Origin of the sequence: Spirosoma agri, assembly GCF_010747415.1 — a bacterium.
Taxonomy (GTDB): domain Bacteria; phylum Bacteroidota; class Bacteroidia; order Cytophagales; family Spirosomataceae; genus Spirosoma; species Spirosoma agri.
Genome location: NZ_JAAGNZ010000001.1, coordinates 1813966 through 1832047, shown reverse-complemented (window position 1 = coordinate 1832047; position 18082 = coordinate 1813966). Strand labels below are relative to the sequence as shown.

At 51.3% G+C, this 18082-nt stretch carries 16 protein-coding genes; 7 read left to right on the top strand and 9 right to left on the bottom strand.

All coding sequences use genetic code 11. The annotated features are described in order from the left end of the window. Nucleotides 1-279 precede the first annotated feature (279 nt). Nucleotides 280-477, top strand: coding sequence for a hypothetical protein (locus GK091_RS07510; RefSeq protein ID WP_164035969.1), 198 nt, complete (start codon nucleotides 280-282; stop codon nucleotides 475-477). A gap of 50 nt (nucleotides 478-527) precedes the next feature. On the opposite strand, the gene GK091_RS07505 is transcribed toward GK091_RS07510, so the two are convergent. Both GK091_RS07505 and GK091_RS07500 read right to left on the bottom strand, forming a co-directional pair. Next, nucleotides 528-1289: a LytR/AlgR family response regulator transcription factor gene (locus GK091_RS07505; protein WP_164035968.1), complete on the bottom strand. Its 762-nt coding sequence runs from the start codon at nucleotides 1287-1289 to the stop codon at nucleotides 528-530. Continuing rightward, on the bottom strand, nucleotides 1286-2353 hold the full coding sequence (locus GK091_RS07500; protein ID WP_164035967.1) for a sensor histidine kinase: 1068 nt from the start codon (nucleotides 2351-2353) through the stop codon (nucleotides 1286-1288). Before GK091_RS07500 ends, GK091_RS07505 begins: the two co-directional genes overlap by 4 nt. A gap of 254 nt (nucleotides 2354-2607) precedes the next feature. Here GK091_RS07500 and GK091_RS07495 point away from each other — a divergent pair, with 254 nt between their 5' ends. From GK091_RS07495 to GK091_RS07470, 6 genes are all read left to right on the top strand, one after another. After that, the gene (locus GK091_RS07495) at nucleotides 2608-5244 is read left to right on the top strand and encodes a TonB-dependent receptor domain-containing protein (protein ID WP_164035966.1); all 2637 of its coding nucleotides are present in this window, start codon (nucleotides 2608-2610) and stop codon (nucleotides 5242-5244) included. A gap of 110 nt (nucleotides 5245-5354) precedes the next feature. Then, on the top strand, nucleotides 5355-6350 hold the full coding sequence (locus GK091_RS07490) for a sugar phosphate isomerase/epimerase family protein (protein ID WP_164035965.1): 996 nt from the start codon (nucleotides 5355-5357) through the stop codon (nucleotides 6348-6350). 166 nt (nucleotides 6351-6516) lie between these two features. Then, on the top strand, nucleotides 6517-7305 hold the full coding sequence (locus GK091_RS07485; RefSeq protein WP_164035964.1) for a ThuA domain-containing protein: 789 nt from the start codon (nucleotides 6517-6519) through the stop codon (nucleotides 7303-7305). 25 nt (nucleotides 7306-7330) lie between these two features. Further along, nucleotides 7331-7624 carry a Dabb family protein gene (locus GK091_RS07480; RefSeq protein WP_164035963.1) on the top strand — a complete coding sequence of 98 codons (294 nt, stop codon included), beginning with the start codon at nucleotides 7331-7333 and terminating at the stop codon, nucleotides 7622-7624. 107 nt (nucleotides 7625-7731) lie between these two features. After that, a complete protein-coding gene (locus GK091_RS07475) occupies nucleotides 7732-8844 on the top strand; it encodes a hypothetical protein (RefSeq protein WP_164035962.1) in 1113 nt (370 codons plus the stop codon). After that, complete coding sequence (locus tag GK091_RS07470; protein WP_246202163.1) at nucleotides 8768-9949, top strand: Ig-like domain-containing protein; 1182 nt, start codon at nucleotides 8768-8770, stop codon at nucleotides 9947-9949. The genes GK091_RS07475 and GK091_RS07470 overlap by 77 nt, the downstream gene beginning before the upstream one ends. Nucleotides 9950-9966: 17 nt before the next feature. On the opposite strand, the gene GK091_RS07465 is transcribed toward GK091_RS07470, so the two are convergent. From GK091_RS07465 to GK091_RS07435, 7 genes are all read right to left on the bottom strand, one after another. After that, nucleotides 9967-10785 (bottom strand): phytanoyl-CoA dioxygenase family protein, encoded by an 819-nt coding sequence (locus GK091_RS07465; RefSeq protein ID WP_164035961.1) that lies wholly within the window; start codon nucleotides 10783-10785, stop codon nucleotides 9967-9969. A gap of 126 nt (nucleotides 10786-10911) precedes the next feature. Then, entirely contained in the window at nucleotides 10912-12381 is a 1470-nt protein-coding gene (locus tag GK091_RS07460; protein ID WP_164035960.1) for a phytoene desaturase family protein, read from the bottom strand. A 72-nt stretch (nucleotides 12382-12453) separates the two neighbouring features. Beyond that, nucleotides 12454-13740 carry an O-acetylhomoserine aminocarboxypropyltransferase/cysteine synthase family protein gene (locus GK091_RS07455; protein ID WP_164035959.1) on the bottom strand — a complete coding sequence of 429 codons (1287 nt, stop codon included), beginning with the start codon at nucleotides 13738-13740 and terminating at the stop codon, nucleotides 12454-12456. An 81-nt stretch (nucleotides 13741-13821) separates the two neighbouring features. Continuing rightward, nucleotides 13822-14709 carry a cyanophycinase gene (locus GK091_RS07450; protein WP_164035958.1) on the bottom strand — a complete coding sequence of 296 codons (888 nt, stop codon included), beginning with the start codon at nucleotides 14707-14709 and terminating at the stop codon, nucleotides 13822-13824. 363 nt (nucleotides 14710-15072) lie between these two features. Continuing rightward, nucleotides 15073-15801, bottom strand: coding sequence for a peroxiredoxin family protein (locus GK091_RS07445; RefSeq protein WP_164035957.1), 729 nt, complete (start codon nucleotides 15799-15801; stop codon nucleotides 15073-15075). A 508-nt stretch (nucleotides 15802-16309) separates the two neighbouring features. Then, nucleotides 16310-17194: a hypothetical protein gene (locus GK091_RS07440; protein WP_164035956.1), complete on the bottom strand. Its 885-nt coding sequence runs from the start codon at nucleotides 17192-17194 to the stop codon at nucleotides 16310-16312. Nucleotides 17195-17414: 220 nt separating this feature from the next. Next, complete coding sequence (locus GK091_RS07435; protein WP_164035955.1) at nucleotides 17415-17948, bottom strand: DUF2911 domain-containing protein; 534 nt, start codon at nucleotides 17946-17948, stop codon at nucleotides 17415-17417. Nucleotides 17949-18082 lie beyond the last annotated feature (134 nt).

Sequence of the window (18082 nt, the reverse complement as noted above, 5' to 3'; positions counted from 1 at the left end):
CAAGATACTAGACTACGTTCAGCCGCCAGCTTATACAAAAGCGCAAATATGACGTTTATCCTCATGCTACTCCCACCAAAATTCATCAAAACATGGATAGTTAACGCTTGCTTAATCGATTGAAACGCGTTTCCTGTCGGTATTTGCCCGCTACTGGTCGATTGCGTTTTTATTGGCAACATCCAGGGAAGACCTTTGTGCTGGTTGCTGACAGCGCGGTCAAGTTAAGCAAACTCGCGTTGGCGGTAACCTATTCTATCAACGAACGAAGAACACGAAATGCCCGCTCGCCGAAAATACCCGCTCCTGCTTGTTGTCGATGGTAACCCTATTCAGGTACGATCCGTCGGAAACAGTTTGTTCCAGTCCAAGTCAATGTACTATAACGCTTACTACGATCTTTCGGGACAGCTAATCGGCAAACCAGTAGAACCCTCGCCAGTATTTGACACAGAAAAACCGACGGGTATTGGTTGACGACGACAGATTGGTGGTGAATCGCGATGCGAACGACTGTCCGGTACGCGCTACATCCAGCGGCTGATAAATTGACCGAAAGCGTCTTTGTACTGATCACTGACCGGAATCAGGGTAGATCCGATCTGTACTGAGTTTCGCGTAACGGCATTGATGCTCGCCAGGGCGATAATAAACGATCGGTGAATCCGCATAAACTGACTGGAGGGCAATTTCTCTTCGAGTGCTTTTAGGCTCGTTAGCGACAGCAGGGGCTTATCGGGTTCACTCTGGCGGTATACTTTCACGTAATCTTTCAGCCCTTCGATATACAAAATATCCCGGTAAGGAATCCGTACCAGCTGGTATTCTACTTTCAGAAACAGGTAATCCTCCGACTCCTCTTTGGGAGCGGCAATCATCGGAGCCGCAACGGCTGGCTCGACCCGGTGCACCAGTTCAAAGTACTGACGCGCCTTGCTGGCAGCCCGCAGGAACTCCTCGTAATTGAAGGGCTTCAATAAATAATCCAGCGCGTCGACCCGAAAACCATCGAGCGCAAACTGATCAAACGCCGTAGTAAAGATGATCCGGGTCGTGTGAGCGCTCCGGTTGCTTCGTTCCAGCACACGAGCCAGCTCCAGTCCGGTCAGATCCGGCATCTGGATGTCCAGAAAAATAACATCGACCGGACCGTTCATCAACCCCTGCAAGGCTTCAACGGCACTGCTATACCGGCCCACTAACGTCAAGAAGGGTGTTTTTTCGATAAATGCACAAACTAGGCCCAGGGCCAGCGGTTCGTCATCAACAGCAATACAGGTCAGGGTCATACTAAGTCGAGGGACAGGTGAACATGGTATTCGCCAGCGGGGGTCTGCTCGTCGATGTGCAGCGTATAGTGATCGGGATAAAGCAGATCGAGCCGTCGCCGGGTATTGGTCAGCCCAATGCCGTTGCCCGTTTCGAGCGAAGGGGTTTTGTCCATAAACAGGGTATTCTGAACGTCCAGCAACAGCTTGTTCTGCTGTTGCTGAATGGCAATGTGAATCCGACTCGGATGCAAAGCGCTAACGCCGTGTTTGAACGCGTTCTCCACAAACGGCAGCAGAATCATGGGCGCAATAGGCTGGTCGTGGATCGGACTGGGCGAGCTGAGCGTCACGGTTACTTTATCGGTGAGCCGAAGCTGCATCAGTTGAATATAATCGCTCACGAACGAGACTTCTTTGCTCAGGAGCGTGGTACCCGACTGAGTTTCGTACAGCACATAGCGCATCATACGCGAGAGCCGGTGCAATGCTTCGCGGGCGGTTTCAATGTCGAGCAACGTTAGGGCGTAGATGTTGTTCAGCGTGTTAAAAAAGAAGTGCGGATTGATCTGCGCTTTCAGGAACGAGAGTTCCGACGTTGTTTTTGCCTGTTCAAGCGCCAGTCTGAGATTGGCGTCGGTCTGCCATTTCTGGAGCAGGGTAATGCTCGTACTGATGCCCAATACCAACAGGACCGTAAACACCCCCGGTTGAATCCAGCCGTAATATTTAGGTTGACCTTTGCCATCCGGGTGGAACGCCTGGTGCATAAGGATGGGCAGATTGAACCAGTTTTCAAGACAACCCAGGATAAAAAGGACGAAAAGGATGACGCCTACCAGCGCCAGTAAATACCGGCTGGTCTGGTCACGGATGAGTAGCCGGGGAACCAGTACCTGCGAATTCAGGTAAAAAACCCCAATCATCATGCAGAAAAAAATACCCTGCCTGACCCAAAACAAGGTGGGTAGCTTGATGTCTGAGCCAAAGGACGGGGTGAAGAAAAGCAGATAGCCCAGCAAGCCCCAGCCGAGTATGTGGATCAGCAGCGTAACGTAGCGACGTGAAAAACGAGTGACAGCCATCAGGATCAGGAAAGCTACAAGTTTACGGGAAAACGCAGACACATTGTCCGGCAATCGCTGAGCACCCCGAATTTCCCGATAATCGGCCCGTTTCAGTCGATAGATAGGCTAGCGAACTGACCGTCAACCCGCAATCTGGTTCTATCGGTAAAAACAGGGTATCTGTCGGCACATACACCGCCGTAGTCTATTCCATTTTTACACCTCCCGGAATAGCTGTTGTTTTGGACAATCAATTCGAACAATGACCTGCCATGAGTAAACAACTCCTGTTTCTGCTGCTGACACTGGGCCTTTGGAGTGGCCTGACCGAGATCCGGACAACCTACGCTCAATTTGGTCCTCCGGGTGGTGGACCGGGCGGCCCTCCGGGTATGGGGCAAGATGACCGACGTAAAAAAACGGAGTTTACCGGTACAACGGAAGATGCGCCAAAAGGCAACGGCAAAATAACGGGACTGCTGGTCGATTCGACCTCCGGTAAGCCCGTCGAATTTGCGACCATTGCGCTCATCAACACGAAAACCAATAAACCCATCGACGGTACGACCTCAGATGCCAAGGGAAACTTCTCGATGACCAAACTAGCACCGGGCAACTACCGGCTCCAATACTCGTTCATCGGCTACAAAAATAAAGACTCTCAAGCCTTTACCATTGACAAAGGCACGGTCCTCAATATGGGATCGGTGAAGCTTCCCGCCGATATCCGTACGCTGAACGAAGTAGTCGTGACGGGCCAGGCTGCCCTTATCGAAGAAAAAGTGGACCGGCTCGTCTTCAACGCCGACAAAGATATGACCTCAAAAGGCGGTGATGCGAGCGACGTCCTGAAACGTGTCCCGATGCTGTCGGTCGATCTGGACGGCAACGTTAGCTTGCGGGGTAGTCAGAACATTCGGGTCCTGATCAATAACAAACCGTCTACGATCGTCGCCAGTAGTGTTGCCGATGCGCTCAAGCAGATTCCCGCCGATATGATCAAAACGGTGGAGGTGATCACCAGCCCATCGGCCAAATACGACGCCGAAGGAGCCGCCGGAATTATCAACATCGTAACGAAAAAGATTACGCTGCACGGCCTGACGCTGAACGTGGATGCCGGAGCCGGACTACGCGCATCGAACCTCGGCCTGAACGGTTCCTACCGGCAGGGTAAACTAGGCATCAGTCTCGGTGGTTTTGGACGGGCCATGTACAACCGGGCCTCCTCGACGCTGGATCAGACGACGCTGGTTGGCACGCAGCAGCAACGCACCAGCCAGCAGACTACAGCGTTTGATAAACCCGTATTCGGTCAGTACACGCTGGGCTTCGATTATGATCTGGCTAAAAATCAGTCGCTGTCGGCCAATGTTCGTTACGGAACCCGCAATTTCGTTCAGCAACAACAACAGTTCACCAACACCTATTCCGGCAACGCGTCGAGTCTGGACTCACTCCTGAGCATGACCAACCGCGACGTGGACCGGAAAGATTTATCCAATTCGGTCGATATGAATCTGGACTATGTCCGGACGTTTAAACCGCAGCAGGAATGGTCGATTTCAACGCAGTACAGCCGTACCGGTCTGACCAACAATTTCTACGCGGATTTGCTGGGCCAGACGGGTGAGCTACTGGGTCGTCAGCAGAACCTGAACAACAACACCAACAAAGAGCTGACATTCCAGACGGATTACCAGACCCCGATCAAGAAAAATCAGCTGCTCGAATTTGGGGGAAAAGCCATTATGCGGCAGGTAGACAGCCGCTATCAGTACCTGATCGGCAGCTCTACCGGAAGCCTGCTCAATGATCCGAATAATTTACCGGGATCACTCGCTTATAGCCAGAACATCGGCGCAGGTTATATCTCGTACACGTACGTAACGCCTAGCAAATTCACGTTCAAGGTAGGAACCCGCTACGAACACACCGGCATAACTGCCAACCAGGTGACGGAACAGAGTACCAGCAAACCCCTCAACATTCCAAGCTACAGCAACCTGGTTCCGAGCGTCAACGTATCGAAGAGTCTGAAAGGCGGCACGACCCTCAAAGCGGGTTACAACCGGCGGATTCAGCGGCCCGGTCTGCAACAGCTGAACCCAAACGTTAACGCAGCCAACCCACAGATGATTATGGTGGGCAACCCGAACCTGAGTCCCGAACTAACCGACAACGTGGAGCTGAGCATGAGTTCGACGATAAAGAAAACGTACATCAATGCCGCGCTGTTCGGCCGACTGACCAATAACGCCATTACACAAATCCGGATCCCATCGGATTCAATTGCCGGGGCCATCATCACGACGTATCAGAACATTGGCGTGCAGCGGACCGTTGGAGCCAACATCTTTTTCAATACCAGCATTACGTCAAAATGGAGCGTCAACGGCGGTCTGGATAGTTACTACGTGTATATGCAGGGGCTGACACAGGGCGCAGACGGCAAATCGATCACCATCAGCAATACGGGCGTTAGCCTTGGTGGACGGTTGATGAGTCAGTTGCAGATGAACAAAGGCTGGAGTGCACAGCTGTTCAGCTTCTTCCGGGGACCAAGCCCCCAATTGCAGGGAACAATGGGTAGCTTTTACATGTATTCGCTGGGTGTTCGGAAAGATCTGGCCAGCAAGCGGGGTAGCATCGGTCTGGCGGCTGAGAACTTCGTCGGCAATGGCGTCATCATGCGTACCACGCTGAACACACCCGTCCTGTCGCAAGTCAACGTGAATCACCTGTACAACTCGAACCTGAAATTGACGTTCACCTACCGCATCGGCAAAATGACCTTTGAGGATAAACCACGCAAATCCCGCTCCGTTAGCAATGACGACGTAAAAGGAGAAGGAGATGGTGGTGGCCAGCAGCAACAGGCAGCACCCGCCGGCGGACGCCCTAAATAGTCCAGTAAGAAACCCCGGACGGTTCTTTGTCTGCATTCGTACAGGCAAAGAACCGTCCGGGGTTTCATTATTTATCGTACTTTACATCAATTTCCTAACCGATTCCTGTAATGACATCAAGAAGACGCTTTCTCCGCGATACGGGCGCTTTAGCTTTGGGTGGTCTCGCGCTGCCAACATTTACCAATGCACACGGTCTTTTCGCTAGTGCCCCCTCCTATCCCATTGGTATCCAGTTGTTCACCCTCTTCGGGCCCATGAACGAAGATCCAAAGGGTACATTGGAAAAAGTAGCGGCCGTCGGGTATAAAGAAGTTGAGTCGGCGTTTAGTTTGCGGGGTGGTTACTACGGCTACACGGCCAAAGAATTCAAATCACTCGTGTCGGGACTAGGCATGACCTGGCGGGCACACCATGCGGGCGGTGCTCCTTTCCGGCCACGACCAGCGGCAACCCCACCGGCGGGCGGTGGCTCCGGTGCCGGAACGCCACCCGCCGGTGGACAAGCTCCAGCCGGTGGTGCGCAGCGGCCAGCGATGGATTTTTCCAAAATGCCACCCATGCTGAACCTGCGCGACAACTACCAGCAGTTAGTCGATCAAGCGGTCGAGGGTGGGCTGTCGTACCTGGTTTGCGCCAGTACCCCGGTCAGCACCATTGATGAGATCAATAAGTCGATCGAGGTGTTTCAGAAAACGGGTGAAGCAGCCAAGAAAGCGGGTATTGGCTTCGCGTACCACAACCACGCGACCGAGTTCGACCCCGTCGATGGGGGTAAAACACCGTACGAGCTGATCCTGTCCCAAACTGATAAAGACCTGGTCAAGATGGAACTGGATCTGGCCTGGGCCACCAAAGCCGGCAAAGATCCCGTCGCGTTATTTAAGGAACAGCCGGGACGCTTTCCACTCTGGCACATTAAAGATATCAAGGACGACAAGAAAACGATTACCGAAGTAGGTAACGGCATGGTCGATTTCAAACGGATATTTGCGGCTGCCAAAACGGCGGGGCTGAAATACTTCTTCGTGGAACAGGACATGGCTCCGTTAGGTGTCGAAAGCATCACGACCAGCTACACAAACCTCAAAAAAGTGTTGGCGTAAGGGGCAAAACAGCCGGTCGTTTCTAGCGCTTAGCGCAGAGAATCAGCGATAACACGGCATGTGTCAGGGTAGTATATGCCGACCCGCGTCCAAAATAATGGCGTCGGGTTGAGTATACTACTCTGGCTTTTCTACTTCTGAGCGTATTCGATCAATCCCAACCACCATGCGTTTAGCGACTCCATTTCGTATTCATTCCTTCATACTCACCATCGTTCTTGGTCTGGTCCTGTCCACAACAGCGGTATTCGCCCAGGCATCGCCCGACCGGGTTCTGGTCTTTTCTAAAACAGCTACATTCCGGCATCAATCCATTCCAGCCGGACAACAGGCCCTGTTCAAGATGGGCAAGGAAAATGGCTTCCTGGTCGACACGACGGAAAATGCGGCCAACTTTACGGACGACAACCTGAAGCGATACAAGGCGATTATTTTTCTGAGTACCACCGGCAACGTGTTTAACGAAGCCCAGAAAGCCGCCTTTCAGAAATACATTCAGGCCGGGGGCGGTTTTGTCGGTATTCACGCGGCCTCTGATACGGAACATGACTGGCCGTGGTATGGTCAGTTGGTGGGCGCTTATTTCATCAACCACCCCGGCATGTACGTCGGCGAAAACGGAAAGCGTAGTTCCAATGTGCAGGATGGTGAAGCGTATGCGGTGGACAAAAAGAACCCGTCCATGTTCGGATTTCCAGATCGCTGGAAGATCAAAGATGAATTCTATAATTTCTCCGAATTCAAATCACCCGTCAACGTGCTGGTCAAGCTCGACGAGAAAAGTTACGTAGACGGGAAGATGGGCGATAATCACCCAATGGCCTGGTATCACGAATTCGAAAAAGGTAAGATCTTTTACACCGCCTTCGGTCACACCGACGAGATGTATAGCAACCCCGTTTTCCTGAAGCATTTGCTCGGCGGTCTTCAGTACGTGAAAACGACGGCTAAATAAGTCTCCTCCAGAAACGCTCGCGTCTATGATACGTCATACCGTTGTCTTCACGCTAAAAGGGCCAAAGGCTTCGCCGGAAGAACACGATTTCTTCAGGGCCGTAACTAAACTGGCCTCGATACCCGGTGTGCAAAAGTTTGAATGCCTGAAGCAAATCAGTGCGAAAAACGACTTTGACTACGGATTATCGATGGAGTTTGATAATGCTAGGCTTTATGCGAACTATACCAATCACCCGGATCATGTATACCTTGTACAGGCGTACTGGATAAAGTACGTAAAAGCATTCCTGGAAATAGATTACGAACCGTTGTCGTAAAGTCGATGCACACGCTAGGTATCCCGTGAAAACTCCTTGAAACGCAAGGCATTATGCGTATATTCGATCGCTTATTAGTATATCCATAAACACTAACGGCTGCAAACATGAAAAAACATTATTCCATACTAGCCATCGGCTGCGCTGGACTTTTATTACTGGCCACAACGACCCGTTCCGTTCGTAATCAGTACGGATTTATGGTTGGAACACCTGCCATCAAATCGATCAACGCGCTGACGTTTGGACCGGATGGTGTGCTGTTCATCGGTGACGGACGTAGCGCAACCGTTTTTGCCGTCGATACCAAAGATGCCGAGTCAGCGGAGAAGGCTACCGCCGTTGACGTTAAAAATATCGACCAGAAAATTGCCGCTCTTTTAGGAACTGAGGTCAAGAACATCACCATTCAGGACATTGCCGTTAACCCCAAGTCGAAACACGTGTTTTGTGCTGTACAGCATAGCGATGGGACACCCGTTCTGCTTCGGATCGATGGCGACAAAATCACGAACGTATCCCTGAATGATGTTCCCTTTTCGATGCTCGCGCTGACAAACGCGCCCTCGGAAGACGCTAAAGATCGGCGCGGGGAATCGCTGCGCATTGCGTCCATTTCAGATATGGGTTACGCGGATGGAAAGCTGATGGTCAGTGGCTTATCGAATCAGGAATTTGGTTCTACGTTCCGTAGTATTCCGTTCCCGTTCTCGAACAAGCAGGATCAGGCTTCGCTCGAAATCTACCATGCGGCACACGGCAAATATGAGACAATGGCCCCGATCAAAACCTTCACGACGACCGAAATAAAGGGCAAAAAGTACCTGTTAGCCAGTTATACCTGTACACCGCTGGTGCTCTTTCCACTCGATGAATTAAAGGCCGGTAGCTATGTGAAAGGGCGAACCGTTGCTGAAATGGGTAGTGGCAATCAACCGCTGGACATCATCACGATGAAAAAAGGCAATGACTCGTTTTTGATCATGGCGAATTCGAGCCGTCCGGTGTTCAAAGTGAAATACAAAAGCATAGAAGCGTATCAGGGCTCGCTGACCACACCCGTGGAAGAAAACTTTGCTACCGCCGGGGTCGATTTCGTATCGCTGCCGTTAACAAACGTAATCCAACTCGACAAACTGGACGATGCGCAGATGGTTATTCTTCAGCGTCGGTCGAACGGCAACCTTGATCTTTGGACCGCCAATGATCGGTATTTGTAAGCGTTTTTGGCTGGATTCGATCAGGCTATACGTGATGTATAGCCTGATTTTTTTGTGTTGTTGCTTGTTGTTTGCGTGCCACCAGTCAGACCAGACCAAACTGGAAATCCGGTGGAAGGGCAATAGGGCCACGGCCCTTTCCATTCCGAATCAATTGCTCGATGCCGAACCCGCCGATGCACGGACTCAAGGCTTATCCGTACGATTGGCAAATAAAGAGACCGCGATCCTGGGTCGCTACCAGGTGGTCGATGACGCTACTCTTTTTGAGCCGCTTATTCCCTTCACCCGCGGGCTAACGTACACCGTTTGGTTTAAAGACAGACCAGTTGGCACTATCTCTGTTCCGACGCTAGCGACCAGCGATAAGCCGACCTTACTAGCCGTATACCCTACGCAGGACTCTCTGCCCGACAACCTGCTGAAAATCTACCTGCATTTCTCCCGCCCTATGCGGGAAGGGCAATCACAGAAATTCGTTTCGCTGATCAGGGACAAGACCGATACCCTACACAACGTATTTCTTGACCTCCAACCCGAGCTTTGGAACGCTGATCGTACACTACTGACCCTCTGGCTGGACCCCGGACGCATCAAACGCGATCTAATCCCAAACAAACGGCTGGGTGCACCACTGCACGTCGGAAACCACTACCGACTGGCCGTTTCTGCTGGCTGGCCCGATGAGCAGGGCGCTACGTTGGCAAAAACAACGCAGAAACTGTTTGTAACCATGCAGCGCGATAGCCTCTCGCCAAGGCCCTCCCACTGGACAATCCATCAGCCCCGAACGGATAGTACCCAATCGCTTGAGCTAGCCTTTGGTGAACCACTCGATCATAGTTTATTGGCCGAAGCCCTCCACGTTTCCACTAAAATGGGTCAACCGATTCCTGGTAAATGGACGATTGTTGATGAAGAAAAAGGAGCCCTATTTAAACCCGATCAGCCCTGGAAAACCGGTCAGTACACAGTACGCATTGACGGACGACTGGAAGACCTGGCCGGCAACAACCTGAACCGTCCCTTCGAGCGCGACATGACCCGCAAGGATAACCTGGCAACAGCATACCCATTCGTTGAGTTGACATTTTCTGTACGCTAGACGGATCCGGTCCGCCGTTAGCCAATTATTTTACTGGCTAATCGATGGTAAAATGGCGTTTTGCTGGCGGCTGTCTTCCGCTGATAATCACCCGTAACGAGCGGAATGTACATCACCCGCCGACGGCTCTCTGCGCCAACGTAAGGGGACTGCTGAACCCGGTGCCACAAACTACCATTATGAATCGTCAGATCGCCCGCTTTAATATCAAAGCCAACTTCACGCGGATCGGGCCGGTGATCGACAAACTGCCGCTTGCGGAATAGGGTCAGTAACGTATTCTGCTTATGCGTACCGGGCAACACACGCAGTCCCCCGTTTGTCATCGGGCAATCGTCCAGATGCAATCCCACGTTGAGCATTGGCCGGATACGTTGACCTAGGAACAAGTCGCGCGGACTATCGGTGTGCCAGCCCATGCGGGAGAAATTGCTTTCGGGCGTGCGAACGTAGTGATTGATGACCAGCCCATCCTTTTCTTCTTCGCCAATCCGACCCTCGTAGGGTTGCAGCAACTGGGTCAGTTCCTGTAAGCGGCTATCCTGCAAAAAGTCATGCAAAACGGAGCTAAACAGGGATGCGAAGGCGAATCGCTGGACAATACGACGGCCCGTTTCATCGTGACCGTATTTGATAGGAACGCCATTTATTTTATCGACCTTCTCGGCAACGAAATGATCTTCTACGCGTTGCATTTCACTCAAAAAAAGCTGCACGTCGTTCCGATGAACAAACCCCTTTATGTGCAGGTAACCATTTTTATCAAACGACTGAATCTGTTGATCCGTCAGAAAACCAGTTGTCAGCACGTCGGATACTTTACTCGATGTCAGCATAAAACAGAAAGCTAGATGTGAACAAAATTTGACTGAACCTTTCGTAGAGAACGCAACTAAATAATAATATCTACAGACTAAGTAGATTTATGAGGAAAATTTTTATAACTTCATCAGCACCTTAGGCTAACCCGTTGCCAATGGAACGACCACTGGCAACGCAAACCCCTCGCGCAATGCGACACGGGCAGCGTGATACCCACACATCCCATGAACGCCCCCACCCGGTGGCGTAGACGATGAGCAGATATAAATGCCCGGCACCGACGTTCGGTAAGGGGACAGGGTTACGACCGGACGGGTGTATAGTTGGCCAATATCGATGATGCCCCCGTTGATATCGCCCCCCACATAATTGGGGTTGTGTGCTTCTAACTGGCTGGTGTTCATGGTATGTCGGGCCAGAATCCGATCCCGAAAACCGGGCGCATACCGTTCAATCTGCCGCTCAATGGCATCGGTCCGGTCGACGGTAGAGCCGTTGGGTACGTGGCAATAAGCCCAGGCAGTATGCTTTCCTTGCGGGGCACGGGTCGCATCGAACAGACTTTGCTGCGCCAGCAACACGTACGGACGATCCGGATGCTGCCCCAACGAGGTCAATCGTTCGGCTTCGGCAATTTCCTCGAAGGTACTCCCCAGATGAATGGTTCCGGCCTGTCGGCATTCGGGAGCCGTGAACGGAATCGGTCCATCCAGTGCCCAATCGACTTTGAACACGCCCATACCGTACCGATACTGCTCTAACTGCCATTTATACAGCTTGTTCAGCGTTCCGGACGAGAAGCGATCACCAACGATGGTCAGCAGTTGCTTCGGCGTCACATCGAACAGAGCAACTTTCGCCGATGGCAACTGGCTGATTGACTGAATAGGCGTGTTCGTTTCAATCTTACCGCCAATCGACCGAAAATACGAAGCCAGCGCATTGGCAATGGCTTGTGAACCACCTTTAGGAACGGGCCAGCCGCGCAAATGCCCAGCCGTCATCAGCACCAGCGCAATGGCCGATGTGGTCAGATTCGATAACGGCTGAATGGCATGGGCCGCCATCCCACCAAACAGACCACGAGCTTCCTTCGTCTTGAACCGTTTGACCAGCTGCACCGCCGACGGCAACGCATCCAGACCAAACTGCGCCATATCGAGCGGATGTTTCGGGAAACGCAACGGCCCCAATACATCCTGAGCCATCGCCGGCCAGTGCCGCGCCAGGGGTTCCAGCAAATTCAGGTAAGCCTGTTCATCGACCCCTAAAGCACGGGCGGTTTCCCCGACCGATGGTCGTAGTGCCGCTGCCGTTCCATCGTCAAATGGATGCGCGGCCGACAGGGGTGGGTAAATAAACTCCAGACCATGTTCGGCCAGGGGCAGGCTCTGGAAAAAGGGCGAACCAGCCGCCAGTGGATGAACCGCCGAGCAGATGTCGTGCGCAAAACCGGGCAGCGTGAGTGCTGCGGTTCGTAGTCCTCCCCCAATGTCGGCTTTCGCTTCCAACAAGAGCACTGATAGACCAGCCTGCCGCAACGTAATAGCAGCACTCAGTCCATTCGGCCCGGAGCCGACCACAACCGCATCATAATCTGGCTTACTCAACACTAATTTCTGTTTTATGGTGTGTTTACACTCGCTGGCCCGGTCCGCCCAAAAGAGGAATCGGAGCAGACGCTACAACTGCGCAATCGCCTGTTCGATATCTTCTTTTATATCGTCAATGTGTTCAATACCAAGCGAAACGCGCAGGGCTGTTGGCGCTACCCCTGCCCCCGACTGTTCTTCCTCATTCAGTTGGGAGTGCGTTGTGGACGCGGGGTGAATAATGAGCGTTTTTGAATCGCCCACGTTCGCCAGGTGACTGATCAGTTTCAGACTGTTGACAAACTTCTCAGCGCGCGCTTTATCGCCTTTCAGCTCAAAAGACAGTACGCCACCGTAGCCCCGTTGCAGGTATTTTTTGGCCAGCTCGTGGTACTGGTTAGTTTCTAACCCCAGGTAATTGACCGAGGCCACATCCGGATGCTGCTGAAGCCACTGAGCCAGCGCCAACGCATTTTCGCAGGTACGTTCGATGCGGAGCGAAAGCGTTTCAAGGCCCTGCAACAGCAAAAACGAATTGAACGGGCTTTGCGACGGTCCCCAGTCGCGGAGTCCCTCAACGCGGGCCCGGATGATGAACTGAATATTACCGAAGGGTCCGTTCTGACCAAACACGTCGTTCAATACCAGCCCGTGATAACTCGACGACGGTTCGGTGAATTGTGGATATTTTCCGTTGCCCCAGTTGTATTTACCCGAATCGACAATGACCCCACCGATAGTTGTCCCGTGTCCGCCGATCCATTTAGTGGCCGACTCGACAATGATGTGCGCGCCAAAATCGAAGGGTTTGCAGATAGCCCCAGCCGCCCCAAACGTGTTATCGACAATAAGGGGCAGATCGTACTTTTCGGCCAGTTTCGCGAACGCGTCAAAGTCGGGCACGTTGAAGCCGGGATTACCAATCGTTTCCAGATACAGAAATTTGGTCCGGTCGTCAATTAAACGCTCAAAGCTTTCGACCTTGTCGCCATCCGCAAACCGGGCTTCGACACCAATGTTTTTGAACGAATTTTTAAACTGATTATAGGAGCCGCCGTAGAGATAGGTCGTGGTGACGAAGTTATCGCCAACGGTCGTAATGTTGTTGATGGCTATAAACTGGGCAGCATGACCCGATGCTACCGCCAATGAGCCAACGCCCCCTTCCAGTGCCGCAATTCGCTTCTCGAAAACGTCGCCGGTTGGATTCATGATCCGGGTGTAGATGTTACCGAACTCTTTCAGGGCAAACAGGTTTGCGCCATGTTCGGTGTTGTTGAAGGCGTACGAAGTCGTCTGGTATATCGGGACCGCACGGGAATTGGTCGTTGGATCAATCTGCTGTCCTGCGTGCAATTGAAGCGTTTCAAATTTCATAGCTGTTACTCTGGTTTTAATAAGGGATTAGGTGCGTTATTTATTCCGTCAATCAGAAGGATAGCAACGACCAATTTTTACTTACCTGGCCGGTTCATTGGGTCGGGATGGTGGCTGGTTGATCACCTTCCGGGTCTGCAAATCAAATTTCTGCCCTTTACCGAGGAAGAAGAACGGGCCACCAGTACTGTTCTGCCCCGATGGATATTTGGCATTTGTAGCAATTTGGTCGGCGGTGTAAACAGCCACGTATGAGGCACCGATTACCTCAAACGTATTTTGCTGCACTACGATAGCTGTGCCTTCGTCGATGCCAACACCCAGCAGTTCAGGTTTCGATTTAATGACATCGATCAGGTCAAACTGACGATTCCGGCGTAGCACGTGCTGATCAATCGTTACGTTATGGATAAAATCGAGGCCCTGCGTATGATCACCGATCATAATTGAATTACCCTTCGTGTCGCCCCGCACCATGAATGAACCCTGAATCGTAGCCCCGGCTGATGTACCGCCAATTACTCCGCCCCGGCTGAGCAACGCATTAAACTCCTTGTGCGCCAGTGTATTCAGATACGAATCAGCCAGCCGCCAGTGTCGCCCGCCTGCGAACCAGATTCCTGTCGCGTTTTTCAGCGGAGCGACGAATGCTTCCATATTGGACACTTTCGGATCGCGGGTGTGCAGAATCGTAATGGTTTTCACACCAAGGCTCCGTAAGCGTTCTGTCTCACGGGGTGCTTTGCTGGCCGACGAATCCTCACCTGCCGTTGGAATGATAACGATATTGGCCTTTGCCGGTCCACCAGCCAGTTCAACGAACCGGCTCCACAACTCAGGTGCCATGTTCCCTCCCCCAACAATGACCAGGGCGCCTTTTTCTGGACCGACGGTCTTAGGCTGAGTCTGCGCGTGGCTCAGCAAAACGCTTAAGGTAAAAAGGAGGATGATACTTACTTGTTTTTTCATGCGTTCCGGAGCTATCGAATCGTAGTCAATATGGTTACTGAGGCCAGTGAAGGACTGGTATGTGGCCTTGCTGTGCGCACTAAAGATAAGCGGAATAGCCTTGATTCTACGTTTAGATTTGGGCCCTTCCGCGTTTATGTAGGGCTACGGCTGCTTGTCTCTCGTAAGAGGTCCATGTTCACGCGCAGAATTAGGTCATCGGTATCCATAACTTGACGGAACAACGTAACGACAAACCGGCGTTGGTATACCCACATCTCACTGGGAAACTGATCAACGGCCTATCTATCTTACTGTTAACCATCACACTGCTGACATTCGTTGCTGCTTCGATTCACGGATCGAGCCAGGCAACTACTCGCTTCAGGGATTGATAAATTGGGTACCGGCTGCGACCAGAAAACCAAGTAACCAGAGTGCAAAAAAGCCTTGCGCATAAGCGTTTACGTGACCAACTGGTTTATCGACAAACTCTGGATAAGCCGGACTCAGCGACCAAACGTGCGAAACAATAGCATCAATATCAATCGGTGTATCGAAGTTTTCGTCCAGAAAGTGATACTCAATGCGCCGATCGGGTCCGATCACATACACGGCTGGAATAAACGCTTCATCCGAAATTCCCGAAACGCGATCCCATACCGGACTGTCTTCATTATACACGCCAAACTGACGCGATACTTGCTGGTCGGCATCATGGGCAAACAGAAAGTCCAGGTTTTTACCCTGACGGGCGAGTGCTTTCGGCGATTCGATGGAAAGCACGACCAGTTCGATACCAACCTGCTGAAGCGCGTCGTTGAGACGAATCAGCGAGTTCAGGTACGGTTCGGCATAACGCCCCCAGCATGGGCAATAAAAACTAACAACGATTGGTTTATCGGCTACCAGATCCAGCAATGACAACGACTGCCCTTGTCCGGCTTTCGGGAAGTTAAAACTGGACGCCTTCCAATCGCCGGTACCGCCCGAGAGACTGAAAAATGGCGCGATATCGCCCGTTTTCAAGGGCTGTATGTCTACGTTCTGCTTGCGTGGCTTTGTAGTGAAGGGGCGGAAGTCGCCAAGTTCGTTTTGAAATTCAAGTGTCATGAGTCGTTGCGTTTACCTGGTTTGTGTGTCTTTTCTATTTAACTATTTATCCTATATATTTAATAGGATAATAATCTAAATAAAAACCATTTTTGTTGTCAGTAACCCCACTTTAGTTGGTGAGTCGGTTCCGTTCGTCCTTACAGACATCCGGTTTAGTATGTTTGATTAGCTTCTTGGCCGCTCAATAACGGCAAATGACAAGAGATGAACTCTTACTCGGCGGATCAGCAACAACAGGACATGGCCATTGTCGATATGCTACACATTCGGAGCCGGGAAACAGACGTTTCGAACAAAGGAGCCGGTTGAGATGTGTGCCTGATCATCGTGTATAAGACTGCCTGGCGGATCAGTCGATTAAGTTGATGGGCAAAGATTGATTGTATTTTTTTGTTTCGCAAGTTTTCAGGCAAAAAAACCGCATTAATTTTCAGATCAACCAGCTGATAATCAACCCCCAATCTCGATAGACTACTACCTTTTTAAGCGGCTAGTTCTGACTCGGCTATTTAATTCTACCGATACCAGCGGGCCGTTTTCCCTGAATATCAAGCACCTTGGCCACCGTCCGCTTAATTGCGTACGTGTACCGCATCGTCAGACCGAACGTCATGCCATTGCCCATTCCATCGAACTGCGCCTGCTGCGTTTCACGACTATTGACGCTGTAGGAAACCGTAGTGGAGACAGCACTACTGAGTCCCCATAGTTTACGCGCTGAAAAACCCATATCGAATCGGTCAGTCAAACGAACCGTGTATTCCAAACCGGTCTCGATCATGGCTGTCGGCGCAGCATTGACGGTGGTCTGTCCAATCAATCGAATTGTGTCACCCTTCTCCGCGTGCCGGTCGTGATACCCGTAACCAGACAAGGCGAATCTACCCCCATCGCGGCTGGTGTTGGGCATTAGCCATAGGCCACCCGTCAGCCAAAATCCCGATCGACGCCATGGACCACTGGTTGACAAGATCATGTGTTTACCCCGCAGAACCAAACCCCGCTTGTCATTGGCAAACCGAAATGTGTAGGGATACATGCCGCTGTTAATGAGCACTTCAGTATGGGTTGGCGAATTTGTATAGCCAGCTTCCACAGCCCACCGTTCGCGATAAGCCCAGCCGATGAGCCCACTCCAGCCGGCTTTTGTAACACGGTCACTGGCAATCAGTCCGTTGAATGAATTATCAAGTTTCGCTCGGTCGGTGCGCACGAACCCGTCCAGAGACACATACCAGCGGCTGCGAATATAGGCTCCACCGTAGCGGGTAAGTACCCGTTTGTAGTGCTGCTGCTGATCGGGAAGCTTATAATAGTCAGTCTGTTCCTGACCGGAAGCAGGCAAGGCAGCACTCAGCATCAACAAAAAGAGAAGGTAGCATTTCATCATTCAACACGGGTAATTTTACTTATTTCAAAATAACAACTTAATCCATTGTCTGTTAACTTTTTACGCAAATTTTAATGTGTCCGTTGCAGGATAGACCCGGCAACGGTCCAAAAGGATGGAATTACCTACCGGGTTGCCGTAAAAAAAAGAACCCGACCGCTTCATAAAGCAGCCGGGTTCCGTAACAACAGGTTCATTTATCCTCGAGGATAAATGAACCTTACGATCCATGCTTCATGACCGGCACAGACACCGTCATGTTATCCCAGGCAATCGAAATGCTGCTATTCGATGGGGTGATGGTCAGTTTTTCGATGGGTGTTTTGTTCATCGACACGGGTACTTTGATCATGGCCACGTCGCTGCCTTTAATTTTTTCGTAATCATATGCGCCCCATTGGCCCAGTGTGCTGTTCAGTAATACGCTCCATTCTTTCTCGCCTGGAATCGTAAAGAGAGTGTACGTACCGGCTTTAACCATCTTACCGCCAAACATCACATCCGACTTGAAGGTCACCTCGGTAGCTTCGTTCGCGCCAGTACGCCAGACTTTTCCGTACTTTTCCAAACTAGTCGATCCTTCGGCCCCGAAAATAACACGACCTTTTTTAGCGGGTTGCCCATAAACGACTTTGATATTCTTATCCGGGCTTTCTGCGGTTATTTTTGGGCTTGCCGGCGGCTTTTTATCCTGTGCCTGTGCCAATGAAACCAGGGCAAACAGGAGACTGAAAACTGCAATCAGATTTTTCATAGCGATGAAAGTTGACTTGTTGGTTGTGTTATATACGTCACAAAGTAAACGATAGTTTTCGGCTAATAATGTACAGAGTAAGGCCGGAAACAGTATTTTTACTGACTGGCCGTATGCTTGCATACTGACAGCTA

Bases quoted from the DNA above. Each gene is read 5' to 3' on its own strand.
- GK091_RS07480 (WP_164035963.1), top strand. From the start codon at position 7,331: ATGATACGTCATACCGTTGTCTTCACGCTAAAAGGGCCAAAGGCTTCG.
- GK091_RS07510 (WP_164035969.1), top strand. From the start codon at position 280: ATGCCCGCTCGCCGAAAATACCCGCTCCTGCTTGTTGTCGATGGTAAC.
- GK091_RS07485 (WP_164035964.1), top strand. From the start codon at position 6,517: ATGCGTTTAGCGACTCCATTTCGTATTCATTCCTTCATACTCACCATC.
- GK091_RS07445 (WP_164035957.1), bottom strand. From the start codon at position 15,801: ATGACACTTGAATTTCAAAACGAACTTGGCGACTTCCGCCCCTTCACT.
- GK091_RS07500 (WP_164035967.1), bottom strand. From the start codon at position 2,353: ATGGCTGTCACTCGTTTTTCACGTCGCTACGTTACGCTGCTGATCCAC.
- GK091_RS07470 (WP_246202163.1), top strand. From the start codon at position 8,768: ATGCGCAGATGGTTATTCTTCAGCGTCGGTCGAACGGCAACCTTGATC.
- GK091_RS07490 (WP_164035965.1), top strand. From the start codon at position 5,355: ATGACATCAAGAAGACGCTTTCTCCGCGATACGGGCGCTTTAGCTTTG.
- GK091_RS07435 (WP_164035955.1), bottom strand. From the start codon at position 17,948: ATGAAAAATCTGATTGCAGTTTTCAGTCTCCTGTTTGCCCTGGTTTCA.
- GK091_RS07440 (WP_164035956.1), bottom strand. From the start codon at position 17,194: ATGATGAAATGCTACCTTCTCTTTTTGTTGATGCTGAGTGCTGCCTTG.
- GK091_RS07455 (WP_164035959.1), bottom strand. From the start codon at position 13,740: ATGAAATTTGAAACGCTTCAATTGCACGCAGGACAGCAGATTGATCCA.
- GK091_RS07495 (WP_164035966.1), top strand. From the start codon at position 2,608: ATGAGTAAACAACTCCTGTTTCTGCTGCTGACACTGGGCCTTTGGAGT.
- GK091_RS07475 (WP_164035962.1), top strand. From the start codon at position 7,732: ATGAAAAAACATTATTCCATACTAGCCATCGGCTGCGCTGGACTTTTA.
- GK091_RS07465 (WP_164035961.1), bottom strand. From the start codon at position 10,785: ATGCTGACATCGAGTAAAGTATCCGACGTGCTGACAACTGGTTTTCTG.
- GK091_RS07450 (WP_164035958.1), bottom strand. From the start codon at position 14,709: ATGAAAAAACAAGTAAGTATCATCCTCCTTTTTACCTTAAGCGTTTTG.
- GK091_RS07505 (WP_164035968.1), bottom strand. From the start codon at position 1,289: ATGACCCTGACCTGTATTGCTGTTGATGACGAACCGCTGGCCCTGGGC.